A 19,785-nucleotide genomic window follows, 5' to 3' on the forward strand; every position below is an offset into this window, starting at 1 on the left:
ACGATGTGGTCGGCGGCGGGTTCGCGTTCAGCGTGGTTGGGCCGGTCAGGGCTGGTCAGGCCGATTCGGCCTCAGCCCGGGCTCAGACGCGGTTGTCGAGGTAGCCGCCGCTCGCGCTGCCGGCCACGTCCGGCTTCACGGTCTTCTGCCGCGAGCGAGGCCGCTGCTGATCCCCGCCCTGCGCGGAGCGGCGCCGGCTCTCGATCCGCTTGCGGACCTTCTCGTCAGCCGCTCGCAGGTCGAACGGCGCGGACATCTGCTCCGGTGACCAGTGGAACTCGGCCACGAGATCGTCGTAGAGCATGGATTCCCCCGAGTGCTGGTTGGTGACGGTGGTGATGGTTCCGGAAGCCTGCCGGTCCCGGGACCAATGACACTCTAGACCGGGACCCGCCCACATCTGATGGACCGCCACACGTGAAGTCCGGTCTCGATCGCGATCTGCCCCCTCCTGACCTGCGAGAACTGGCTCGTCGTCGGGCGTAGACCATGTCTCAGGGTCAGAGACGCGCGCCGGCCGCGACGCCCCACACCCGCGCGATCGACTCCGCGGTCCGTGACAGATCGCTCTCGACCCGGTCCAGCGCCTCGTGCAGCGGCCCCGGGCCGGGTGCGGCGGAGAAGACCGCCGTCATGCCGGCCGCGATCGCCTGGTCCGCACCCTGTGACACGTCACCGGCGATCACGACGACCGGGACATCGTGTGCCTGGGCAAGCCTCATCACACCGACCGGCGTCTTGCCGCCGAGGGACTGCGTGTCCAGCCTGCCCTCGCCGGTGATGACCAGATCGGCGCCCGCGATCGCGGAGGCGAGACCGACGGCGTCCGCGACGAGCTCGAAGCCGGAGCGCAGGTCGGCACCGAGGAAGGCGAGCGCCGCGAAGCCGAGGCCGCCCGCCGCGCCGGCACCCGGGGTCGCCGGGTCCGCGAGCTCCCCGCACACCTCGCCGAGCCGGCGCAGACCGTCGTCGAGCATCCGGACGGTCGCATCCTCGGCGCCCTTCTGCGGACCGAAGACGTACGCCGCGCCCCGCGGACCGTGCAGCGGACTGTCCACGTCGCAGGCGGCGACCACCTCGCAGCGAGCCAGCCCTGGGTGCACACCACTGAGGTCGACCGCGGCGATGTCCTGCAGGCCGACGCCTCCGGGAGCGATGCTCGCTCCTGTCGAGGAGCTGAAGCGTACGCCCAGGGCCTGGGCCATCCCGGCGCCACCGTCGGTGGTCGCGCTTCCTCCCAGCGTGAGCAGGAGGCGCTCGGCCCCGGCATCCAGAGCCGCCCTGATCAGCTCCCCCGTGCCGTACGAGGTGGCAGCCGCGGCGCTCGCGGGCGTGGGCTCGACCAGGTGCAGCCCCGAGGCGGAGGCCATCTCGACCACGCCGGTGAGCGGGCCGCCGGGCTCCTCGGCGGGGATCAGCCCGAGCTCGGCGCTGACAGGCTGCCCGTTCGGGCCGGTGACGGTGTGGCGGACGATCCGGCCGCCGAGGGAGCCGACCAGGGCGTGCAGCGTCCCCTCTCCCCCGTCGGCGACAGGCAGCGAGACCGTCTCCCAGTCGGGGGCCCCGCGCCGCCAGCCGGCGGCGATGGCAGCGGCCGCCGCGGGGCTGTCGCAGCTGCCCTTGAACGAGTCCGGAGCGATGACGACGCGCACGGCTCAGACGATCAGCAAGGAGAGCGGCAGGACGACGAGCATGCCGGCGATGCCCTGGACCAGGGTCGCCATCGTCTGGGCGCGGTAGGCCTGCGACACGCTCATCCGGCTGAACTGGCTGACCACCCAGAAGTAGCTGTCGTTGGCGTGCGAGACCGTCATCGCGCCCAGCCCGATCGCGAGCACGACCAGCGTACGTCCGAGGTCGCTGCCGAATCCCAGGTCGGCCACCAGCGGCGCGACCAGGGCGGAGGTGGTCACCATCGACACCGTCGAGGAGCCCTGGGCCGTCTTCAGCGCGGCCGCGATCAGGAACGGCACCATGATCCCGATGCCCAGCGCCGACAGCTCGGTGCCGAGGTAGGTGCCGATGTCGGTCGCCTGGATGACGGCACCGAACGCGCCGCCGGCACCGGTGATGAGGAGGATCGGCGCGGCGTCGACGATGCCTTCCCCGACTCGGTCGGTCACGGTCGTCTCGTGGTTGGTCGGGCGCAGACCCGCGACCGCGATCGCCAGGCCGATCAGCAGCGCGACGACGGGCTGGCCGACGAAGCGCAGCACGTCGGCCGCCAGGGACTCGGTGCCGGGGAGGAACGGGAGCGACATCGCCGAGCCGAGCATGATCAGCAGGATCGGGATCACGATCGGGGCGAACGCCATCGCGGTGCCCGGACGCTGGACGGTGTTGGCGAGCTTCTCGAACTCGGCGATCCGGCGGTCGACATCGGCGTCCGAGACACCGTCGGGCTGGACGTCGCGGAACCGCATCGCCCACAGCGCACCGGCCCCCGCGGAGACGAGCCCGACCACGAGACCGAGGGACATCACCAGACCGAGCTTCGCGTCGAGGCCCAGGTTCCCGGCCGCGGCGATCGGGCCGGGAGTGGGTGGGACGAGGGTGTGGGTGGCGTAGAGGCCGGTGGCCAGCGCGACGGACATCGCGACCGGACTGGTGCGGGTGCGGGCGGCCATCGACTCCTTGAGCGAGTTGAGGATGACGTAGCCGGAGTCGCAGAAGACCGGGATCGACACGACGTACCCGATGATGCTCATGGTCAGCGTCGGGAACCGTCGGCCGAGCAGCTTCACGATGGCGTCGGCCATCGTGATCGCCGCACCGGACCGGTCCAGGAAGACGCCGATGATCGTGCCGAGGATGATGACGATCCCGATGCCGCCGAGCGTGCTGCCGAAACCGCCGGTGGCGATCGCGACGACACCCGGGGTGTCACCGTCGGTCAGAGGCGGCAGCCCGAAGGCGAGGCCGCCGACCAACGCGGTCAGCAGGAGCGCCAGGAACGGATGCATCCGTGCCCATGCGGTGAGCAGGATCAGCCCTATCACCAGGGCGATCAGAATCAGCAGGTCTGCCATGGAAGTCCTTCGTCGTCGTACCGGGTCGCGCCGGTCGGGCAGGATGGTGCCCGGCGCGCCAGGCACGCGTCGGGCATACGCTGCACAGCATCGGCGTCGGGATGTGACGGCGTCCACAGGCAGTTGGCCAAGGCCCGCGGCCCGAATCTTGTGCATCTGCACAATCCGCGACGGTGGGCCGCTCGGAGCCGCCGCCCGGGCTACCGCTCCGAGCCGAGCACCGGACCGAGATAGAGGATCAGCACGTCCGGCAGGTGGTCCATCCGCAGCCCGGTGATCTCGCCGATCCGGGCGAGGCGGTATCGAACGGTGTTGCGGTGGACGTGCAGGGCACCGGCCGCTGCCGTCGCGCTGGCATGGTGCTCGATGTAGGCGCTGAAGGTGGCTACGAGCTCGCCGGACCGGTCCGCCGCGACCAGCCGCTGCCACGGCTCCGCGAGGAGGTCACCTCGCCACCCCTCGCCCATGCCCCTGACCAGGGCCAGCAGTGGCACGTCCTCGAAGTCGTACCCCCCGCCGGTGCCGACGAGACCGGTGACCGCCAGGGTGTCGCGGGCGGTGAGGTACGCATGCTCGAAGGTGCTGCGCCCGGCGAAGGCGCGCCCGGTGGCATGCCGGAGACGACTTTCTGAGGCGTGCAGCAGCGCGCCGACATCCTCGTTGGGGCCTGGGGAGCGACCGGCCGGGCTGAAGACGACGAGCTCCTGTGGCTCCACCCGACCGACCAGCACGCCGCGTACCTGCATCAGGTCCCGCTGGAGCCCCCGCAGGGCCTCGGTGTGTTCCTGGGTGCGCGCTGCCGGTGCGACCACGGTCGCATGTCGCGGCACCTCGAGGTCGATGCCCAGTCCGGCCGCCCATTCGGCGAGCTCGCGCGGAGCGAGCCGACCGGCGGCGGCGTGGCCGACGAACTCCTCCCGCTCCCGGTAGCGCCACTGCCGGGACTCGGCTGCCTGGGCCTGGTCCACCATCAGCTCCGCCGTCACCCGGATCAGGTCGCCGAGCACGCGCACCTGTCCCGGGTCACCGGTGATGCCGACTACCCCGACCAGCTGGCCATGGCACCGCAGCGGGAGGTTGATGCCGGGCTGGACGCCACGCAGCGCCAGCGCGTCGGAGTGCGCGATCTCCACCACGCGGTCCTGCTGCGCCGCCAGCAGGGCCCCTTCGTGCACGGTGCCGATCCGGTCGTCCTGACCCGAGGCCAGGATCACTCCGGCCGCGTCCATCACGTTGACGTTGTGGCCGATGACGCCCATGGTCCGTTCGACGACCTGATGCGCCAGCTCCGGGGTCAGGTGAGCGGTGCCGACCGCACCGGTCAGAGCTGCTCCTGGTGCGACAGGCGCCCCTCGTCCAGGGGAGGAACGGTGTCGCCACGGAGGAAGGCCTCGAGCACCGAGATGGTGTCAAGGGTGATCGCCTGCGGAGTCAGGCCGATCGCCTCCAGGATCTTGGGACGCTTGGCGTGGTCGAGGAACTCCTGAGGGATCCCGTGGATCTTCACCGGCGTGCGTACGCCGGCGGCGGTCAGGGTCTGCAGGAACGAGGCACCCACGCCGCCGGCGACGCCGTTGTCCTCGATGGTGACGACGAGCCTGTGGTCGGCGGCCGCCTCGAGGAGAGCCGGGTCGACCGGCTTCACCCAGCGGGGGTCGACGACGGTGACGCCGATGCCCTGCGCGGTGAGCCGCTCCGCGACGCCCATGGCGACCTCGGCCATCGAGCCGACGCCGAGGACCAGGACGTCCTTGGTGCCGTTGCGGGCGAGCACGTCGGCGCCGCCGAGCTTGGCGATCGTGGGGATGTCCTCGGGCGGCGGGCCCTTCGGGAAACGTACGACCGTGGGCGCATCGTCGACGTCGACCGCCTCGTCGAGCAGCTCGTTGAGGCGGGTGATGTCGCGGGGCGCGGCCAGGCGGAGCCCGGGGACGATCTGGAGGAGCGACATGTCCCACATGCCGTTGTGGGAGGCGCCGTCGTCACCGGTCACCCCGGACCGGTCGAGGACGAACGTCACTCCGGCGCGGTGCAGGGCGCAGTCCATCAGCACCTGGTCGAAGGCACGGTTGAGGAAGGTGGCGTAGACCGCGAAGACCGGGTGCAGGCCACCCATCGCGAGACCGGCCGCCGAGGTGGCTGCGTGCTGCTCGGCGATCCCGACGTCGAAGGTGCGCTTCGGGAACCTCGCCTGGAACGCGTCGAGGCCGACCGGGTGCATCATCGCCGCGGTGATCGCGACGATGTCCTGGCGGCTCTCCCCCAGCCGCACCATCGCGTCGGAGAAGTGGTCGGTCCAGATCCGGCCCTTCGGCTTCTCGGCGCCGGTCTGGACGTCGAAGGGGCCCGGCGAGTGGAACTGGTCGGCCTCGTGGCGCTCTGCCGGGTCGTAGCCGTAGCCCTTGCGCGTGATCGCGTGCACGATCACCGGGCCGCCGAACTTCTTGGCGCTGGTCAGGGCCTGCTCGAGCGCGTGCCGGTCGTGGCCGTCGACGGGCCCGACGTACTTCAGCCCGAGGTCCTCGAAGAGACCCTGGGGCGCGACCGCGTCCTTGAGCCCCTTCTTGACCGCGTGCAGCGCGTCGTAGGCCATCGCGCCGATCCCGGGCACGGCGTTGAGGCGGCGCTTGACCATGTCGAGGACCAGCTCGTAGCGCGGGTTCGTACGCAGCGAGGTCAGCGCCGTGGCCAGGCCACCGATGGTCGGGGTGTAGGAGCGGCCGTTGTCGTTGACCACGATGACCAGCTTGGAGTCGTGCTGGATCGCGATGTTGTTGAGCGCCTCCCAGGCCATCCCGCCGGTCAGCGCGCCGTCGCCGATCACGGCGACCACGTGGCGGTCCTCGCCGCGGATCGTGTAGGCCTTGGCCAGCCCGTCGGCGTAGGAGAGCGCGGTGGAGGCGTGGGAGTTCTCGACCACGTCGTGGTCCGACTCCGACTGGCTCGGGTAGCCGCTCATCCCGCCCTCGCGGCGCAGCGTGCCGAAGTCGCCGGCCCGGCCGGTGACGAGCTTGTGCACGTAGGACTGGTGGCCGGTGTCGAAGACGATCTTGTCGCTCGGGCTGTCGAAGACCCGGTGCATGGCCAGCGTCAGCTCGACCACGCCGAGGTTGGGCCCCAGGTGGCCGGTGTTGGTGGCCACCGTCCGAATCATCACGTCCCGGATCTCGCTCGCGAGGAGCTCGAGCTGGTCGTCGGAGAGATCACGCAGATCCTGCGGCGCGGCGATGCGTTCGAGGAGACCCATGGGAGGGGATTCTACGTCTCGATCCTGAGGGGCGCCGACTCGGATAGCGCCTCGTGCTGGCGCGATCCCAGGAACTGCCCGAGCCCGATCCGAGCCGAGTCGCTGAGATCCAGGTCAGGTGCCTTCGCCGGGTCGACGAAGACGATCTGTCGGCCCTCGTGGCACACGACGTCGGCGTCGGTGAGGTCGACTCCGGCGGCGTACAGGTGGAGCTTGTCGTCGGTGCCCGTCTCGGGGTGGTGGACGTCATGGACGGCGACCAGGTGCAGGTCGGCGGGGTTCACCCGGATCTCGGTCTCCTCCTCGAGCTCGCGTGCAGCGCCGGCCAGCGGATCCTCACCGGGCTCGAGGTGGCCGCCGCAGAAGGACCACTTCTCCGGCGCGATGCGGGGGTGCTCGTCGCGCTCCTGGAGCAGCACCCAGCCACGACGGTCGACAAGGATCACAGCGGCGAACTCGGTCATGAGGAACGAGCCTAGTTGCTCCGCCGGCGGTGCTGTCAGACCGTGCCGTCAGACCGTGCCGACCTTCCGGCGCAGCCAGGCGCTGAACAGGTCGATGACGATGATCAGGACGATCACCATGCAGACGTAGGTCATCATCGTGTCGAAGTGGAAGCTGTCCACCTCGGTCTTGATGAAGAACCCGATGCCGCCGGCACCGACCGTGCCGAGGATCACCGAGCTGCGTACGTTGGTGTCGAACCGGTAGAGGAGCAGGCCGAGCAGCGACGGCATCACCGCGGGCAGCACGGCATGCGCGGCCGACTGCGTGGGCGAGGCCCCGGCGACGCGGAGCGCCTCGACGGGCCCCTGGTCGACCTCGTCCATCGCCTCGGACCACAGCTTGCCCATGACCGCGACGTTGTGGATCGCCAGCGCGATGACCCCGGGGAAGGCACCGAAGCCGACCGCTGCGATGAACATCAGCGCGTACACGGTCTCGGGAACCGCGCGCAGCACCGACATCACCCCGCGCCCCAGGAACCACAGCGGCACGAACCGGTTGGTCGTCCGCGACGAGATGACCGCGAAGAAGAGCGCCACCGGGATCGACAGGGTCGTGCCGAGCAGGCCGATCCAGATCGTCAGCAGGCAGTACTCGATCCCTGGCCGGATCGTCTCGGACCAGCGCAGGTCGAGCGGGAAGGCACCGTCCTGATGGATGGTCTTGCCGTTCGGATAGGTGCGGTCGACGCCGAACAGGAAGCTCCACAGCCCCCGCCAGCCCTCGAGCAGCTCCTTGGGCGAGGTGTTGGTCTGCACCGCGGCGTACCAGTGCACGGCGACCAGGGCGATCGTGATGACCGCCGCGGTGGCGATCCCGGCCGGACGGAAGCGCGGTGGGATGTCGAGGCGCGGCCTCGGGGCGGTGCTCAGGTCGGTCATGCGAACTCCTTCGTCGCGGTGCCCGTGGAGGCCATCGCAGCAGCGGCCTCGGCGGCCTCGGCGGCCTCCAGCGCCTCGAGCGCCGGCCGGTAGAGGTCGGCGACGGCCTCGTCGGTGACCTCGGCGCTGCTGTCGAAGACGAGCCGGCCGCCGGCCAGACCGAGGATCCGGTCGGAGAAGCGGCGCGCCAGGTCGGGCTGGTGGAGCACCGCCGCCACCGCGAGACCGTCGTCGTCGGCGAGCGAGCGGAGCAGGTGCATCACCTGCTCGGAGGCGGCCGGGTCGAGCGCCGAGACGGGCTCGTCGGCGAGCAGCACCCGGGCGCGCTGGCACAGCGCGCGGGCCACGGCGACCCGCTGCTGCTGGCCGCCGGAGAGCCGACCGGCCTTCTCCCTGGCCCGGTCGGCGAGACCGACCCGGTCCAGGCAGGCCATCGCCTCGGCCTGCACCTCCCGGGGGAAGGCGAGCACCGACCAGGACCGGCTCAGGCCGAGCCGTCCGAGCGCGCCCGCGCAGACGTTGTCGAGCACGCTGCGACGCGGCACCAGATGGATCTTCTGGAAGACCATCGCCACGGCCTGCACCGCCTCGCCGGGCTTGGCGCTGACGCCGTCGACGGCGATCGTGCCGCCGTCGGGCCGCTCCAGACCGACCACGCAGCGCAGCGCGGTGGACTTGCCGGACCCGTTGGCCCCGAGGAGGCTGACCACCTCGCCGGAGGCGACCTCGAAGGAGAGGCCGTCCAGGACCGTCTTCTCCCCGAACGCCTTTCGCAGGCCGTCGACGCGCAGCAGCGCCGGCGCGCGGTCCAGGGTTCGCTCGCTCACAGGTCGTCCGTGGTCAGGTCGAGGGCCTCGGCGAGGTCCGAGACGGGCTGGTAGTCCTCCTCGGTCACCGCGACCATCGCCGGCTTGCCGGCCGGCGGGGTGAAGTCGAGGTACTCACCGATCTCCGCGACCGTCTCGGCCGGCAGGTTCAGCAGCGCCTCCTGGACGGCCGCGGACACCTCGGGCGTCATGTTCGGTCCGGCCGTGATCGGGTCGTTGAGGATCGGCTCGGACTTCCAGACCTGACGGAACGCGGTCTCGTCGAACTGGCCCTCGGCCGTCGCCGAGACCAGGGTCTGGCTGTTGATCTCGGCCGCGTCGACCTTGCCGTTGACCAGTGCCAGGAGCGCCTCGGTGTGGCCACCGGCGTACTCGGCCTTGACGTCCTTCTCGATCCCGGCGTCGATGAGTGCCATGCGCGGCACCGCGTCCCCGGAGGTGGAGCCGGACTCCGACAGCGCCAGCGTCTTGCCCGCGAGGTCGTCGACGGACTGGATCGGCGAGTCCTTCGGCACCCAGATGCCGCCGGTGTAGGAGGAGACCTTGCCGTCCTCGCCGGCGAAGGACGCCAGCGGTGTGGCGCCCGCCTGCTTCTCAGCGAAGACATAGCCCAGCGGGCCGAACTGGCCGATGTCGATCTTGCCGTTCTGCATGGCGAGGATCTCGGCGACGTACGTGTCGGAGATCTGCACCTCGACCTCGCAGCCGAGCTCCTCACCGAGCGCCTTGCCCAGCGTCTCGTAGACGGGAATGAGGGTCTTGGGGTCCTCGAAGGGCTCGACGCCCATCGCGAGGGTGCCGTCGGGGCAGATCTGGTCGGGGCCGACCTCGCCGCCGGCGGCGGCCTGCTGAGGGGTCGCCTCGCCGCCGCAGGCGACCAGGGCGAGGGTCAGGGTGGCGGCGCCGGCGAGCGCGGTGAGGGAGCGCAGCGTGGACATGTCGGATTCTCCTGTGGGTCAGAGCAGCTGGTCGAGGACGTCGGGCGCAAGGCCCAGTGCGGTGGTCATGCCGATACCCGACGTCACCGAGACGACCCGGAGTCCCGGGAACGGCTCTTCGACGAGGAAGTCGGTGTGCGGTGAGTCCGCGTAGACCCCTCGCCAGCGACGTCGGACGGTGAGCGGAGCCCCGAGCAGCCGCGCCCCTTCTCGCAGCACCAGCTCGGCGACGTGCTCGTCGTCGAAGGGCAGGTGCGTGCGGTCGTAGTGGTGGGTGTCTCCCAGGACGATCGAGCCCGGTCGGCCGCCGGTGCCGGGACGCTGGGTGAGCATGAGGTTCATGACGACGTCGAGCAGCTCCGGGCTGGTCTGCTCGAGCTGCCTGCGTACGTCGGCTGCCGCCGCGGTCTCGGCGAACCCGCCGTAGCGCAGCATCGAGAGCCCGGTCAGCACCGCGGGCCCGATCTCGACGTCGCCCGGAGGCGCGACCTCGAGCATCTGCAGCCGGCAGCGGCGTACGCCCGCCTCCTCGGCCACCCGCGGGAAGAGCCGGTCGACGTCGTGGCCGGCGGCATGCACGACGTGTGCGGAACGGATCGTTCCGCGGCTGGTGTGGACGTCGACCGCACCGGCGACCGGGTCGATGGAGCCGACGTGGGTCGCCCAGCTGAACCGGACGCCTTCGGTCTCGAGCCAGGCGGCGATCGCCGGGAGTGCCTCGCGCGGGTCGACCCGGAGGTCGAGCGGCAGGTGGGCGCCGCCGAGGACGTCCGCGGCGGCAGGTGGGAACAGCTCGCGGGTGGCGCCGGCGTCCAGCACACGGGCCTGCTCGGCGCCGCGAGCCGCGGCGAACTCCTCGAGCACGGCCATCTCCGCCTCAGAGCGGGCCAGGGCGACGGTCCCCGCCTCCCTGAGGCCGAAGCCCGCTTTGGCGGCGAGGGCGAGCCAGCGCTCGCGGGCCGGGACGGCGTAGGCGAGCGCCTGGCCCGACTGCACCGTGGTGCAGATGTGGCCGAAGTTGCGGATCGAGGCGCCGACGGCGCGCTCGTCCCGCTCGACGACATGGACCTTCAGACCGCGCGCAAGCCCTTCGACGGCATGCGCGAGGCCGACGATCCCGGCACCGACGACAACGAGGTCGGCGGCACCGTCGGGGGTGGACGTATGAGTTGGCACGGCCCGAACACTTCTGTCTCGAAGCAGCCCGGTCAACAGCCCAGACGAACATGTACAGACAAGTTAACCAGTCGTTTTCCTGGGCACCGTTCGGTCCTCTGAGCGTTCGCCGGGCGTTCACGAAGCGCTTCATTCCACTTGTCTGTTCAAGTTGTAATCTGCTTCGCATGAGTAGTCCGCTGCACGTCCAGGTCGCCGAGGCCATCCGCGCGCGGATCGTCGGCGGCGAGCTGCCGACCGGCGCGCCGATCCCCTCGGAGGCGCAGCTGTGCGCGCAGTTCGGCGCCTCCCGCGGCACCATCCGTACGGCACTGGCGAGCCTGCGTCGTGAAGGCCTGCTCAGCGGCGGCCAAGGACGCCCGCCGACCGTGCGCGACACCGCGCTCGGCCAGCCCTTCGAGCAGCTGATCTCGTTCAGCGCCTGGGTGCAGCAGATCGGTCACACCGCCGGCCAGCGCACCGTCGAGGTCGCCCGGCGCGGCGCCACCGCAGCTGCCGCCGAGGCGCTCGACATCGACGAGGGCGACCCGGTGGTGGACGTGCTGCGGCTTCGCCTGCTCGACGGTCAGCCCGCGATGCTGGAGCGCAGCACCTTCGTCGAGAGCGTCGGGCGCCTCCTGTTCGACTTCGACCCCGACTCCGGGTCGCTCTACGGCTATCTGACCGCCGCCGGCGTCGACCTGCACGCGGCCCGGCACACCATGGACGCGGTCGCGGCCGACGAGACCGACGCCGACCTGCTCGAGATCGCCGTCGGCGGCCCGCTGCTGCGCGAGCGTCGCCGGGCGACGTCCTCGGACGGGGTCCCGCTGGAGTACGCCGACGACCGCTACCGCCCCGACCGGGTCACCTTCACCATCGACAACGCCCGCCCGTCCGCGGCCGGGGTCCGAACCGACGTACGCATCCTCAAGGAGATCTCGTGAACTTCCAGCTCGCCGCCCTCGACATGGCCGGCACCACCGTCGACGAGGGCGGACTGGTCTACGACGTGCTCGAGTCGACCGTCGCCGACGCCGCCGGCGAGCCCGTCCCCCACGACCTGCTGCAGCAGTGGAAGGGCACCTCCAAGCGCGAGGCGATCCAGGGGCTGCTGCGCGGGCTCGGCCAGGACCCGAGCACCGGCCAGGTCGACAAGATCTTCGACGGGTTCGGTGAGCGTCTCGTCACCGCGTATCGCGAGACCCCGCCACAGCCGTTCCCGGGTGTGCCCGAGATGTTCGCGACGCTGCGCTCGCGGGGAGTGAAGGTGGCGCTGCAGACCGGCTACTCCACCGAGATCGCCGCCGCCATCCTCGACGGCCTCGGCTGGACCGTCGGCGCCGACGCCGGCTCGACCGTCGACGCCGTGATCACCTCCGACCTCGTCGCCGCCAGCCGCCCCGCTCCGTACCTCGTCTTCCGCTGCATGGAGGCCACCGGCGTCCAGGACGTACGCCGCGTGCTGGTCGCCGGCGACACTCCCAACGACCTCGGGGCCGGCACCAACGCCGGAGCGGGCTTCGTCGTCGGCGTCGCCACCGGCTCCTTCACCCACGACCAGCTGGCCGGCGAGCCCCACACCCATCTCCTGCCCTCGACGGCCGCCCTGCCGGCACTCCTGTAACCCAGGTCCCTTGACTGGACACAGACCAAGGCAAAGACTGGCGACATGGCACTGACCAAGAAGCAGAAGGCGATCCTGACCACCAGCGCGCTCGCGGCCCAGGTGGTGGTCGCTCCAGTGATCCTGCGTGACCTGCAGAGCCGCTCCGACGACGAGCTGCGCGGCCCGCGGCTCCTGTGGCGACTGTGGGGCAGCACCAACCTGCTCGGCGCGGCCGCCTACTGGTTCGTCGGCCGGAAGCCTGCCAAGGCGTAGGCCGCTGTCGGATACCCGCCCGTCCCGGCCGCGGGCTCCGATTTTCGAACCTGCATGGATATGCGGCGCTGCCAAGCGCGTTCATGCCCTGGCACAAATTTTCCGACCCGCCCTTCTCAAACGCTCCGCGGCCAAGGAAGGGTGCTAAGTGTCGGGGGTCACAAAACTCGGACCCTGCCCAAGCCAGGAGTGAACACACATGGGGACGCACAACTCGGACGGACCTGCCCGGGTCACCAGACGCTCGTTCGTCGGATACGTCATCGGTGGCGCCACGCTGATCACCGCCGCCGATCTGGGGCTGGCTCCGCCGGCCGCCAACGCCCTGCCGGTGCCGTCGGTGCCTCAGGTCCCTGAGCTCTACGATCTCAACGACTTCCTGACCCACTGCGCACTGCCGACCTCGAACCTGATCGCGATCGAGATCGACGAAAAAGGCCACGCCCACTTCGCGCTGCCGCGGATGGAGGTCGGCCAGGGCATCACGACGGCCGTCGCGATGCTCATCGCCGACGAGCTCGACCTCCCGGTCGACGACGTGCACGTCACGCTCGCGCCGGCACGGCCGGAGCTGCTCTTCAACCAGCTGACCGGCGGCTCCAACACGATCGTCTCGATGTACACCCCGGTGCGCGTCGCAGCCGCCATCGCCCGCAAGGCGCTGCTCGAGGCGGCCGCGATCCTGCTCGGGACCAACGTGGCACAGCTGGTCGCCAAGGGCGGCGTCATCAGTCTTCCGGGTGGCTCGTCGGTGACCTATGGCGAAGCCGCTGCGAAGGCGGCGAAGCCGACGACCGAGAAGGTCGAGGTCCAGCTGAAGAAGACCTCCGACCACGAGATCGTCGGAAAGCCGCATCGGCGCGTCGACGCGCGCGCCGCCGTCACCGGCAAGAAGCAGTTCGCGATGGACCTCGACATCCCCAACGCGCTGCCCACGATGGTGTGTCGCGCGCCCGAGCTCAACGGCACGCCGCACGCGATCAACAACAAGGGCGACGTCGAGACGATGCCGGGCGTCACCCACGTCGCGATCATCCCGACCGGTGTCGCGGTCCGGGCCAAGACGTTCGGGCAGTGCATCGACGCCGTACGCGCGCTGGACGTCACCTGGAACTCCGGCACCGTGGGCGGGCTGTCGGCCAAGGACATCAAGGCCGAGCTCAAGGCCGGACAGATCCCGCTGGCGGTGCCGAAGATCGGGGCGACCTCGGTCGACGGCGAGTTCACCTTCCACTTCCGCAGCGGCTCGGCCCTCGAGCCCAACTGTGCGGTCGCCGACGTACGCGACGGCGAGGCCACCGTCTGGGGCGGCCTCAAGTCGCCGATCGACGCCCAGGGCAGGATCGCCAAGGCGCTCGGCCTCCCGCAGACCAAGGTGACGGTCAACGTGGTCCAGGGCGGCGGTTCCTTCGGCCGCAAGCTCTTCAGCGACGCCGCGGTGGAGGCTGCGCACGCCTCCAAGGCCTTCGGAGCGCCGGTCAAGCTGATGTGGCACCGCGCCGACGAGCCGCGCCAGGGCCGGGTGCACCCGATGGCGGTCTCCAAGGTCCGGGCGACGGTGCTGGCCGGTAGCGTCCTCACCTTCGAGCAGCGCCACGCCAGCGTGGCCTGCGACTTCACCCACGGGCTCGGCGAGCGGCTGACCGCCGAGGCGGCCGCGCTGCCGACCGGCCTGTCGAACCTGACCTTCTCGGAGTCGATCTTCCTGCTCAGCCAGGAGCTGCCCTACAACTTCGGGGTCATCACCCAGCTGCTCAACGAGCCGAAGCCGGCGGTCGACCGGTTCAACACCAGCTCGGTGCGCAACATCTACTCCCCCGACGTCGCCACCGCCAGCGAGCTCATGGTCGACCAGCTGGCAAAGAAGCTGAAGCAGGATCCGGTCGCCTTCCGGCGCAGCTACCTCAAGAGCAAGTCGGTCAAGCGCGTCCTGAACCGGGCCGCCGAGCTCGGCGACTGGGGCCGCTCGATGCCGGCAGGCACTGCTCAGGGCATCGCCGTCCACAAGGAGTACAAGGGCGCCACCGCCGTCCTCGTCGAGATCGACTGCCGCCCCGAGACCGTCAACCGCAAGGTACGCGACGCGGTCACCGGGCCCCGGGTCACCAAGGCCGTCGTGGTCGCCGACGTGGGTCTGGTGATCAACCCGGCCGGAGTCAAGGCCCAGATGATGGGTGGCTTCTCCGACGGGATGTGCCAGGCGCTGACCTACGGCAACCACCTGGTCGACGGGCAGTTCCTGGAGGCCAGCTGGGACAACTCGGCCTACACCCGGCAGTGGAACACGCCGTTCGACTTCGAGTGCGAGGTGATCGAGTCGCACGGCAGCCAGCCGGGCGGTGTCGGCGAGGCCGGGGTGGCCGCCTCCATGGCCGCCGTCGCCTGCGCCTACGCCCGCGCCACCGGCAAGATGCCCACGGAGTTCCCGATCAACTTCCGCGACCCGCTCCACTTCGAGCCCAAGTCCTTCATCCCGTCCGTCCCCGAGTCGCCGACCGACGGCCTCGCCCACACCTTCTGAGGTCTTCGATGCCTTCACACACCTTCCAGCTCAACGGCGAGTCCGTCACCGTCGACGTCGAGGACGACGTACGCATCCTGTGGGTCCTGCGCGACGTCCTCGGTGTCACCGGCCCGAAGTACGGCTGTGGCATCAACGTCTGCAAGGCCTGCACGTCGCACATCAACGGCAAGGCGTTCAACCCCTGCTCGGTGCGGGTCGCCGACATCGGCGCCGACGACGAGATCACCACGATCGAGGGTCTCGCCGACACCGCCCCGGGCGAGGGGCTGCACCCGATGCAGGAGGCCTGGCTCGAGCACGACGTCGCCCAGTGCGGCTACTGCCAGCCCGGCCAGATCATGGCCGCGGTCGCTCTCGTCAACAAGGTCCGCGAGGAGGGCCGCGCGATCAACGAGGCCGACCTCGACACCATCCGCAACGTCTGCCGCTGCGGCACCTACTCCCGGATCCGCGAGGCCATCAAGACCGGACAGGACGCGATGGCCCGCGGGCTCTAGTGGTCGGAGCCGCTAGTCTCCGGAGAGCTCCTGCTCCGCGCTTCGCGCGGTCACTCTCTCGCTCGGCGCGAGCGGACGAGCGAGCTCGCCGCTCGGCCTCGCTACGATCGTCTCGATCCGCTCGACCTTCGCGGTGAGCTGGCCGGTGTAGCCGGGCCGGATATCGGCCTTGAGCACCAGCCCGACCCGCGGCGAGACGGCGCTCACCGCGTCGACGCACTGCTTGATGACACCCATCACCTCGTCCCACTCACCCTCCAGGTTGGTGAACATGGCGTTGGTCTCGTTGGGCAGTCCGGACTCGCGGACGATGCGGATCGCCTCCGCGACGGACGCGGCCACCGAGCCATCGGGGTCGTCGGAGGTCGTCGGGGCGATCGAGAAGGCGGCGAGCATGTCGAGACAATATCCAACTGCCTCCCCAGCCGCCGCCGTCGGCTGCATATAGTGGCGCCGCCGGGGGCCGAACGTGCCACAGCCGGCGGGAAGGAACCGATGAGTGAGGGACTCGACCGGCTCGCGGCCACGCTCGGCGTGCCGGCCACGCGGCTCGCGCCGCTGGAGGCGTACGACGACGAGCAGCTGGGCCGGTTCAACGATCTGACCCAGAGCGCGATGACCGCGGAGGACAAAGCGTTCGACGCCTCTCTCGACGAGGCGCTGAAGCTGGTCCCGAAGATGCTGCGCGGGGTCGTCCAGAAGATGCTCGGAGGTGCCCGATGACGGCTCTGACCAGCGCGCTGGAGATCACCAAGCTCGCCCACGAGATGCATGTCGACGAGGCCGAGCTCGCCTTCCTCGCCACCAGCTCCCCCGACGACCTCCGCGACCTTCGCGGGATCGTCTCGCACGCGATGTTCAGCCGTCACGAGTCCCGGGTCAAGGGGCTGGCGGCGGTCAGCAAGAAGCTCCCCGCGGCGGTCACCGCGAAGATCACCGAGATCGCGATGGGGCCGATGCTCAGCGCCCGGGTGGCTGCGGTGATGGATCCCGCCGACGCCGCGAAGCTGGCCGGTCACCTGAAGCCGGCGTTCCTCGCCGAGCTCTCCGTCCATCTCGACCCGAGCCGGGTCGGGGCGATCATCGCCAAGCTCGACCGAGCCCTGCTCGTCGACGTCGGCCGCCGACTCCTGGCCGACGGTCACGTCCTGACCCTGGCCAGGTTCACCGGCGTCGTCGGCCCCGAGACCTCGCTCCAGGTGATGGACGGCGCCTCCGGCGCCGAGATCCTCCAGGTGGCGCTCTTCCTCGACGACACCACGGTGCTGGACCCGATCCTCGCCGGCCTCCCCGACGAGACGGTCTCCGAGATCGCCACTGCCACCTCCACCCAGGGCGAGGCCGTGGAGGCCCTCCTGGCCACCCTCGCCGAGGACAGCCGCGCCAGGATCGCTTCACTCGCCTGACCGCAGCCCACCGAGGCGTCACGCCCGTCGGTCGAGGCGTCACGCCCGTCGGTCGAGACGTCAGCCGGGTGACGTCTCGACCGACGTAGCTGACGTCTCGGCAGATGACGAACGGCCCGCCACCCTCTCGGGTGACGGGCCGTTTGAATCAGTCGGGTCAGGCGTTGACCAGGCTGCGCAGGACGTACTGCAGGATCCCGCCGTTGCGGTAGTAGTTGGCCTCACCGGGGGTGTCGATGCGGACGACCGCGTCGAACTCCACACCCGTGTCGGTGGTGACCTTGACCGTCTTCGGGGTGCGGCCCTCGTTGAGCTCGGTGATGCCGGAGATCGAGAAGGTCTCCTCACCGGTCAGGCCGAGGCTGTCGGCGTTCTGGCCCGCGGGGAACTGCAGCGGGATGACGCCCATGCCGATGAGGTTGGAGCGGTGGATGCGCTCGAACGACTCGGTGATGACCGCCTTGACGCCCAGCAGCGAGGTGCCCTTGGCAGCCCAGTCGCGCGAGGAGCCGGAGCCGTACTCCTTGCCGCCGAGGACGACCAGCGGGGTGCCGGCCGCGGCGTAGTTCTGCGCCGCGTCGTAGATGAAGCTGACCGGAGCGTCGGGCTGGGTGAAGTCGCGGGTGTAGCCACCCTCGGTGCCCGGGGCGACCTGGTTCTTGATCCGGATGTTGGCGAAGGTGCCGCGGATCATGATCTCGTGGTTGCCTCGGCGCGAGCCGTAGGAGTTGAAGTCGCGCTGCTCGACACCGTGCTCGATGAGGTACTTGCCGGCAGGCGAGTCCTTCTTGATGTTGCCGGCAGGGCTGATGTGGTCGGTGGTGACCGAGTCGCCCAGCTTCAGCAGCACCCGGGCGCCGTCGATGTCGGTGACCGGGGCCGGGGTCTTGGCCATGCCCTCGAAGTAGGGAGCCTTGCGGACGTAGGTCGACTCCTCGTCCCAGGTGAAGGTGTCACCGGTCGGGGTCGGCAGGTTCTTCCAGCGCTCGTCGCCCGCGAAGACGTCGGCGTAGTCCTTCGTGAACATGTCGGAGGAGATCGAGGTGGCGATGGTCTCCTCGACCTCGGCCGGGGTCGGCCAGATGTCCTTGAGGAAGACGTCGTTGCCGTCCTGGTCCTGACCCAGCGGGTCCTCGAACAGGTTCACGTTCATGTTGCCGGCCAGGGCGTAGGCGATGACCAGCGGCGGCGACGCGAGGTAGTTCATCTTCACGTCGGGGTTGATGCGACCCTCGAAGTTGCGGTTGCCGGAGAGGACCGAGACGACGGCGAGGTCGTGCTCGTTCACCGCGGCGGAGACCTCGGGGATGATCGGGCCCGAGTTGCCGATGCAGGTCACGCAGCCGTAGCCGACCAGGTTGAAGCCGACCTTCTCCAGGTAGGGCGTGAGGCCCGACTTGTCGTAGTAGTCGGTGACGACCTTCGAGCCCGGCGCGAGGGTGGTCTTGACCCACGGCTTGCGGGTCAGCCCCTTCTCGACGGCCTTCTTGGCCAGCAGCGCCGCGCCGATCATGACCGACGGGTTGGAGGTGTTGGTGCAGGAGGTGATCGAGGCGATCGTGACCGCGCCGTTCTCCAGCTCGAACTGCTGACCGTCGGCCAGGGTGACCGGGATCTTCGCATCGGTCGCCTTGGAAGTGTACGTCGGCAGGTGACCCTCGAAGGAGGTCTTGGCGTCGGTGAGCGAGACGCGGTCCTGCGGGCGCTTCGGGCCGGCGATCGAGGGGACGACCGTGGCGAGGTCCAGCTCGAGCCTCTCCGAGAAGCGCGGCTCGGCGGCCGGGTCGTGCCAGAGGCCCTGCTCCTTGGCGTACTTCTCCACCAGCGCCAGCTGCTCCTCGGAGCGGCCGGTGAGCTCGAGGTAGTTGATGGTCTCCTCGTCGACCGGGAAGATCGCGATGGTGGAGCCGAACTCGGGGCTCATGTTGCCGATGGTGGCGCGGTTGGCCAGCGGCAGCGCGGTGACGCCGTCGCCGTAGAACTCGACGAACTTACCGACCACACCGTGCTTGCGCAGCATCTCGGTGATGGTGAGCACCAGGTCGGTCGCGGTCGAGCCCTCGGGCAGGTCGCCGTTGAGCTTGAAGCCGACCACGCGCGGGATCAGCATGGAGACCGGCTGGCCCAGCAGCGCGGCCTCGGCCTCGATGCCGCCGACGCCGAAGCCGAGGACGCCCAGGCCGTTGACCATGGTGGTGTGGGAGTCGGTGCCGACGCAGGTGTCGGGGTAGGCCTGCAGCTCGCCGTCGACCTCACGGGTGAAGACGGTGCGGGCGAGGTGCTCGATGTTGACCTGGTGGACGATGCCGGTGCCCGGCGGGACGACCTTGAAGTCCTCGAAGGCGGTCTGGCCCCACCGCAGGAACTGGTAGCGCTCGCGGTTGCGCTCGTACTCGATCTCGACGTTGCGCTCGAAGGCCTCCGGCGTGCCGAAGACCTCGGCGATCACGGAGTGGTCGATGACCATCTCGGCGGGCGAGAGCGGGTTGATCTTGGTCGGGTCGCCACCGAGCTCGGCCGCGGCCTCGCGCAGGGTGGCAAGGTCGACGATGCAGGGCACGCCGGTGAAGTCCTGCATGATCACGCGCGCCGGCGTGTACTGGATCTCCTTGTCGGGATCGGCGGTCTCGTCCCAGCCCGCCAGCGCCAAGATGTCGTCGGCGGTGATGTTCGCGCCGTCCTCGGTGCGCAGGAGGTTCTCCAGCAGCACCTTCAGCGAGTATGGGAGTGACGCGACAGCACCCTCGGGGAGCCCCTCACCCTTGACCGCATCCAGGCGGAAGATCTCGTAGGACTTACCGTCCACGTCCAGGGTGCTCTTGGCACCGAAGCTGTCCTTGCTGGCCAACGCGTTCATCTCCTTGCTCGCGTCTACAGACGTACGAATTCAAG

At 70.1% G+C, this 19,785-nt stretch carries 18 protein-coding genes and 1 pseudogene; 7 read left to right on the forward strand and 12 right to left on the reverse strand.

The window, feature by feature from the left end; translation table 11 throughout:
• Positions 1-82 precede the first annotated feature (82 nt).
• The 10 genes from BJ988_RS10915 to BJ988_RS10960 all read right to left on the reverse strand — a co-directional run bounded on the left by BJ988_RS10915 (position 83) and on the right by BJ988_RS10960 (position 10,605).
• Entirely contained in the window at positions 83-304 is a 222-nt protein-coding gene (locus BJ988_RS10915) for a hypothetical protein (protein ID WP_179658008.1), read from the reverse strand.
• Between the two features lie 196 nt (positions 305-500).
• The gene (locus BJ988_RS10920) at positions 501-1,652 is read right to left on the reverse strand and encodes a glycerate kinase (protein ID WP_179658009.1); all 1,152 of its coding nucleotides are present in this window, start codon (positions 1,650-1,652) and stop codon (positions 501-503) included.
• A gap of 3 nt (positions 1,653-1,655) precedes the next feature.
• Entirely contained in the window at positions 1,656-3,029 is a 1,374-nt protein-coding gene (locus BJ988_RS10925; protein WP_179658010.1) for a GntP family permease, read from the reverse strand.
• 200 nt (positions 3,030-3,229) lie between these two features.
• Positions 3,230-4,354 (reverse strand): sugar diacid recognition domain-containing protein, encoded by a 1,125-nt coding sequence (locus BJ988_RS10930; protein WP_343051839.1) that lies wholly within the window; start codon positions 4,352-4,354, stop codon positions 3,230-3,232.
• On the reverse strand, positions 4,351-6,276 hold the full coding sequence (gene dxs, locus BJ988_RS10935; RefSeq protein WP_179658012.1) for a 1-deoxy-D-xylulose-5-phosphate synthase: 1,926 nt from the start codon (positions 6,274-6,276) through the stop codon (positions 4,351-4,353). Before dxs ends, BJ988_RS10930 begins: the two co-directional genes overlap by 4 nt.
• A gap of 11 nt (positions 6,277-6,287) precedes the next feature.
• Positions 6,288-6,740: an NUDIX domain-containing protein gene (locus BJ988_RS10940; RefSeq protein ID WP_179658013.1), complete on the reverse strand. Its 453-nt coding sequence runs from the start codon at positions 6,738-6,740 to the stop codon at positions 6,288-6,290.
• Positions 6,741-6,788: 48 nt separating this feature from the next.
• Entirely contained in the window at positions 6,789-7,664 is an 876-nt protein-coding gene (gene phnE / locus BJ988_RS10945) for a phosphonate ABC transporter, permease protein PhnE (protein ID WP_179658014.1), read from the reverse strand.
• On the reverse strand, positions 7,661-8,491 hold the full coding sequence (locus tag BJ988_RS10950; RefSeq protein ID WP_343051567.1) for a phosphonate ABC transporter ATP-binding protein: 831 nt from the start codon (positions 8,489-8,491) through the stop codon (positions 7,661-7,663). The genes phnE and BJ988_RS10950 overlap by 4 nt, the downstream gene beginning before the upstream one ends.
• The gene (locus tag BJ988_RS10955; RefSeq protein WP_179658015.1) at positions 8,488-9,429 is read right to left on the reverse strand and encodes a phosphate/phosphite/phosphonate ABC transporter substrate-binding protein; all 942 of its coding nucleotides are present in this window, start codon (positions 9,427-9,429) and stop codon (positions 8,488-8,490) included. Before BJ988_RS10955 ends, BJ988_RS10950 begins: the two co-directional genes overlap by 4 nt.
• A gap of 18 nt (positions 9,430-9,447) precedes the next feature.
• Positions 9,448-10,605, reverse strand: a complete 1,158-nt coding sequence (locus tag BJ988_RS10960; protein WP_179658016.1) for a TIGR03364 family FAD-dependent oxidoreductase — start codon at positions 10,603-10,605, stop codon at positions 9,448-9,450.
• Positions 10,606-10,772: 167 nt separating this feature from the next.
• On the opposite strand from BJ988_RS10960, the gene BJ988_RS10965 reads away from it, so the two are divergent.
• The 5 genes from BJ988_RS10965 to BJ988_RS10985 all read left to right on the forward strand — a co-directional run bounded on the left by BJ988_RS10965 (position 10,773) and on the right by BJ988_RS10985 (position 15,487).
• On the forward strand, positions 10,773-11,531 hold the full coding sequence (locus BJ988_RS10965; RefSeq protein ID WP_179658017.1) for a GntR family transcriptional regulator: 759 nt from the start codon (positions 10,773-10,775) through the stop codon (positions 11,529-11,531).
• Entirely contained in the window at positions 11,528-12,211 is a 684-nt protein-coding gene (locus tag BJ988_RS10970) for a phosphonatase-like hydrolase (protein WP_179658018.1), read from the forward strand. Before BJ988_RS10965 ends, BJ988_RS10970 begins: the two co-directional genes overlap by 4 nt.
• Positions 12,212-12,256: 45 nt before the next feature.
• Complete coding sequence (locus BJ988_RS10975) at positions 12,257-12,466, forward strand: hypothetical protein (protein ID WP_179658019.1); 210 nt, start codon at positions 12,257-12,259, stop codon at positions 12,464-12,466.
• Between the two features lie 199 nt (positions 12,467-12,665).
• Positions 12,666-14,987: a molybdopterin cofactor-binding domain-containing protein gene (locus BJ988_RS10980; protein ID WP_179658020.1), complete on the forward strand. Its 2,322-nt coding sequence runs from the start codon at positions 12,666-12,668 to the stop codon at positions 14,985-14,987.
• Between the two features lie 8 nt (positions 14,988-14,995).
• Positions 14,996-15,487 carry a (2Fe-2S)-binding protein gene (locus BJ988_RS10985; RefSeq protein ID WP_179658021.1) on the forward strand — a complete coding sequence of 164 codons (492 nt, stop codon included), beginning with the start codon at positions 14,996-14,998 and terminating at the stop codon, positions 15,485-15,487.
• A 102-nt stretch (positions 15,488-15,589) separates the two neighbouring features.
• Here BJ988_RS10985 and BJ988_RS10990 read toward each other — a convergent pair.
• Positions 15,590-15,883, reverse strand: a pseudogene (locus BJ988_RS10990) (thiamine-binding protein); the annotation flags it as partial.
• Positions 15,884-15,982: 99 nt separating this feature from the next.
• On the opposite strand from BJ988_RS10990, the gene BJ988_RS10995 reads away from it, so the two are divergent.
• Positions 15,983-16,210 carry a hypothetical protein gene (locus BJ988_RS10995; protein ID WP_179658023.1) on the forward strand — a complete coding sequence of 76 codons (228 nt, stop codon included), beginning with the start codon at positions 15,983-15,985 and terminating at the stop codon, positions 16,208-16,210.
• Complete coding sequence (locus BJ988_RS11000) at positions 16,207-16,893, forward strand: hypothetical protein (protein ID WP_179658024.1); 687 nt, start codon at positions 16,207-16,209, stop codon at positions 16,891-16,893. Before BJ988_RS10995 ends, BJ988_RS11000 begins: the two co-directional genes overlap by 4 nt.
• 157 nt (positions 16,894-17,050) lie before the next feature.
• Here BJ988_RS11000 and acnA read toward each other — a convergent pair whose 3' ends face one another.
• Positions 17,051-19,750 carry an aconitate hydratase AcnA gene (acnA, locus tag BJ988_RS11005; RefSeq protein ID WP_281365476.1) on the reverse strand — a complete coding sequence of 900 codons (2,700 nt, stop codon included), beginning with the start codon at positions 19,748-19,750 and terminating at the stop codon, positions 17,051-17,053.
• Positions 19,751-19,785: the final 35 nt, after the last annotated feature.

The sequence above is a fragment of the Nocardioides panzhihuensis genome (assembly GCF_013408335.1).
GTDB lineage: Bacteria > Actinomycetota > Actinomycetes > Propionibacteriales > Nocardioidaceae > Nocardioides > Nocardioides panzhihuensis.

Excerpts from the sequence above, each read along its gene's own strand:
- BJ988_RS10915 (WP_179658008.1), bottom strand. The coding sequence starts at position 304 with ATGCTCTACGACGATCTCGTGGCCGAGTTCCACTGGTCACCGGAGCAG.
- BJ988_RS10925 (WP_179658010.1), bottom strand. The coding sequence starts at position 3,029 with ATGGCAGACCTGCTGATTCTGATCGCCCTGGTGATAGGGCTGATCCTG.
- dxs (WP_179658012.1), bottom strand. The coding sequence starts at position 6,276 with ATGGGTCTCCTCGAACGCATCGCCGCGCCGCAGGATCTGCGTGATCTC.
- BJ988_RS10940 (WP_179658013.1), bottom strand. The coding sequence starts at position 6,740 with ATGACCGAGTTCGCCGCTGTGATCCTTGTCGACCGTCGTGGCTGGGTG.
- phnE (WP_179658014.1), bottom strand. The coding sequence starts at position 7,664 with ATGACCGACCTGAGCACCGCCCCGAGGCCGCGCCTCGACATCCCACCG.
- BJ988_RS10955 (WP_179658015.1), bottom strand. The coding sequence starts at position 9,429 with ATGTCCACGCTGCGCTCCCTCACCGCGCTCGCCGGCGCCGCCACCCTG.
- BJ988_RS10965 (WP_179658017.1), top strand. The coding sequence starts at position 10,773 with ATGAGTAGTCCGCTGCACGTCCAGGTCGCCGAGGCCATCCGCGCGCGG.
- BJ988_RS10975 (WP_179658019.1), top strand. The coding sequence starts at position 12,257 with ATGGCACTGACCAAGAAGCAGAAGGCGATCCTGACCACCAGCGCGCTC.
- BJ988_RS10980 (WP_179658020.1), top strand. The coding sequence starts at position 12,666 with ATGGGGACGCACAACTCGGACGGACCTGCCCGGGTCACCAGACGCTCG.
- BJ988_RS10985 (WP_179658021.1), top strand. The coding sequence starts at position 14,996 with ATGCCTTCACACACCTTCCAGCTCAACGGCGAGTCCGTCACCGTCGAC.
- BJ988_RS10995 (WP_179658023.1), top strand. The coding sequence starts at position 15,983 with ATGAGTGAGGGACTCGACCGGCTCGCGGCCACGCTCGGCGTGCCGGCC.
- BJ988_RS11000 (WP_179658024.1), top strand. The coding sequence starts at position 16,207 with ATGACGGCTCTGACCAGCGCGCTGGAGATCACCAAGCTCGCCCACGAG.
- acnA (WP_281365476.1), bottom strand. The coding sequence starts at position 19,750 with ATGAACGCGTTGGCCAGCAAGGACAGCTTCGGTGCCAAGAGCACCCTG.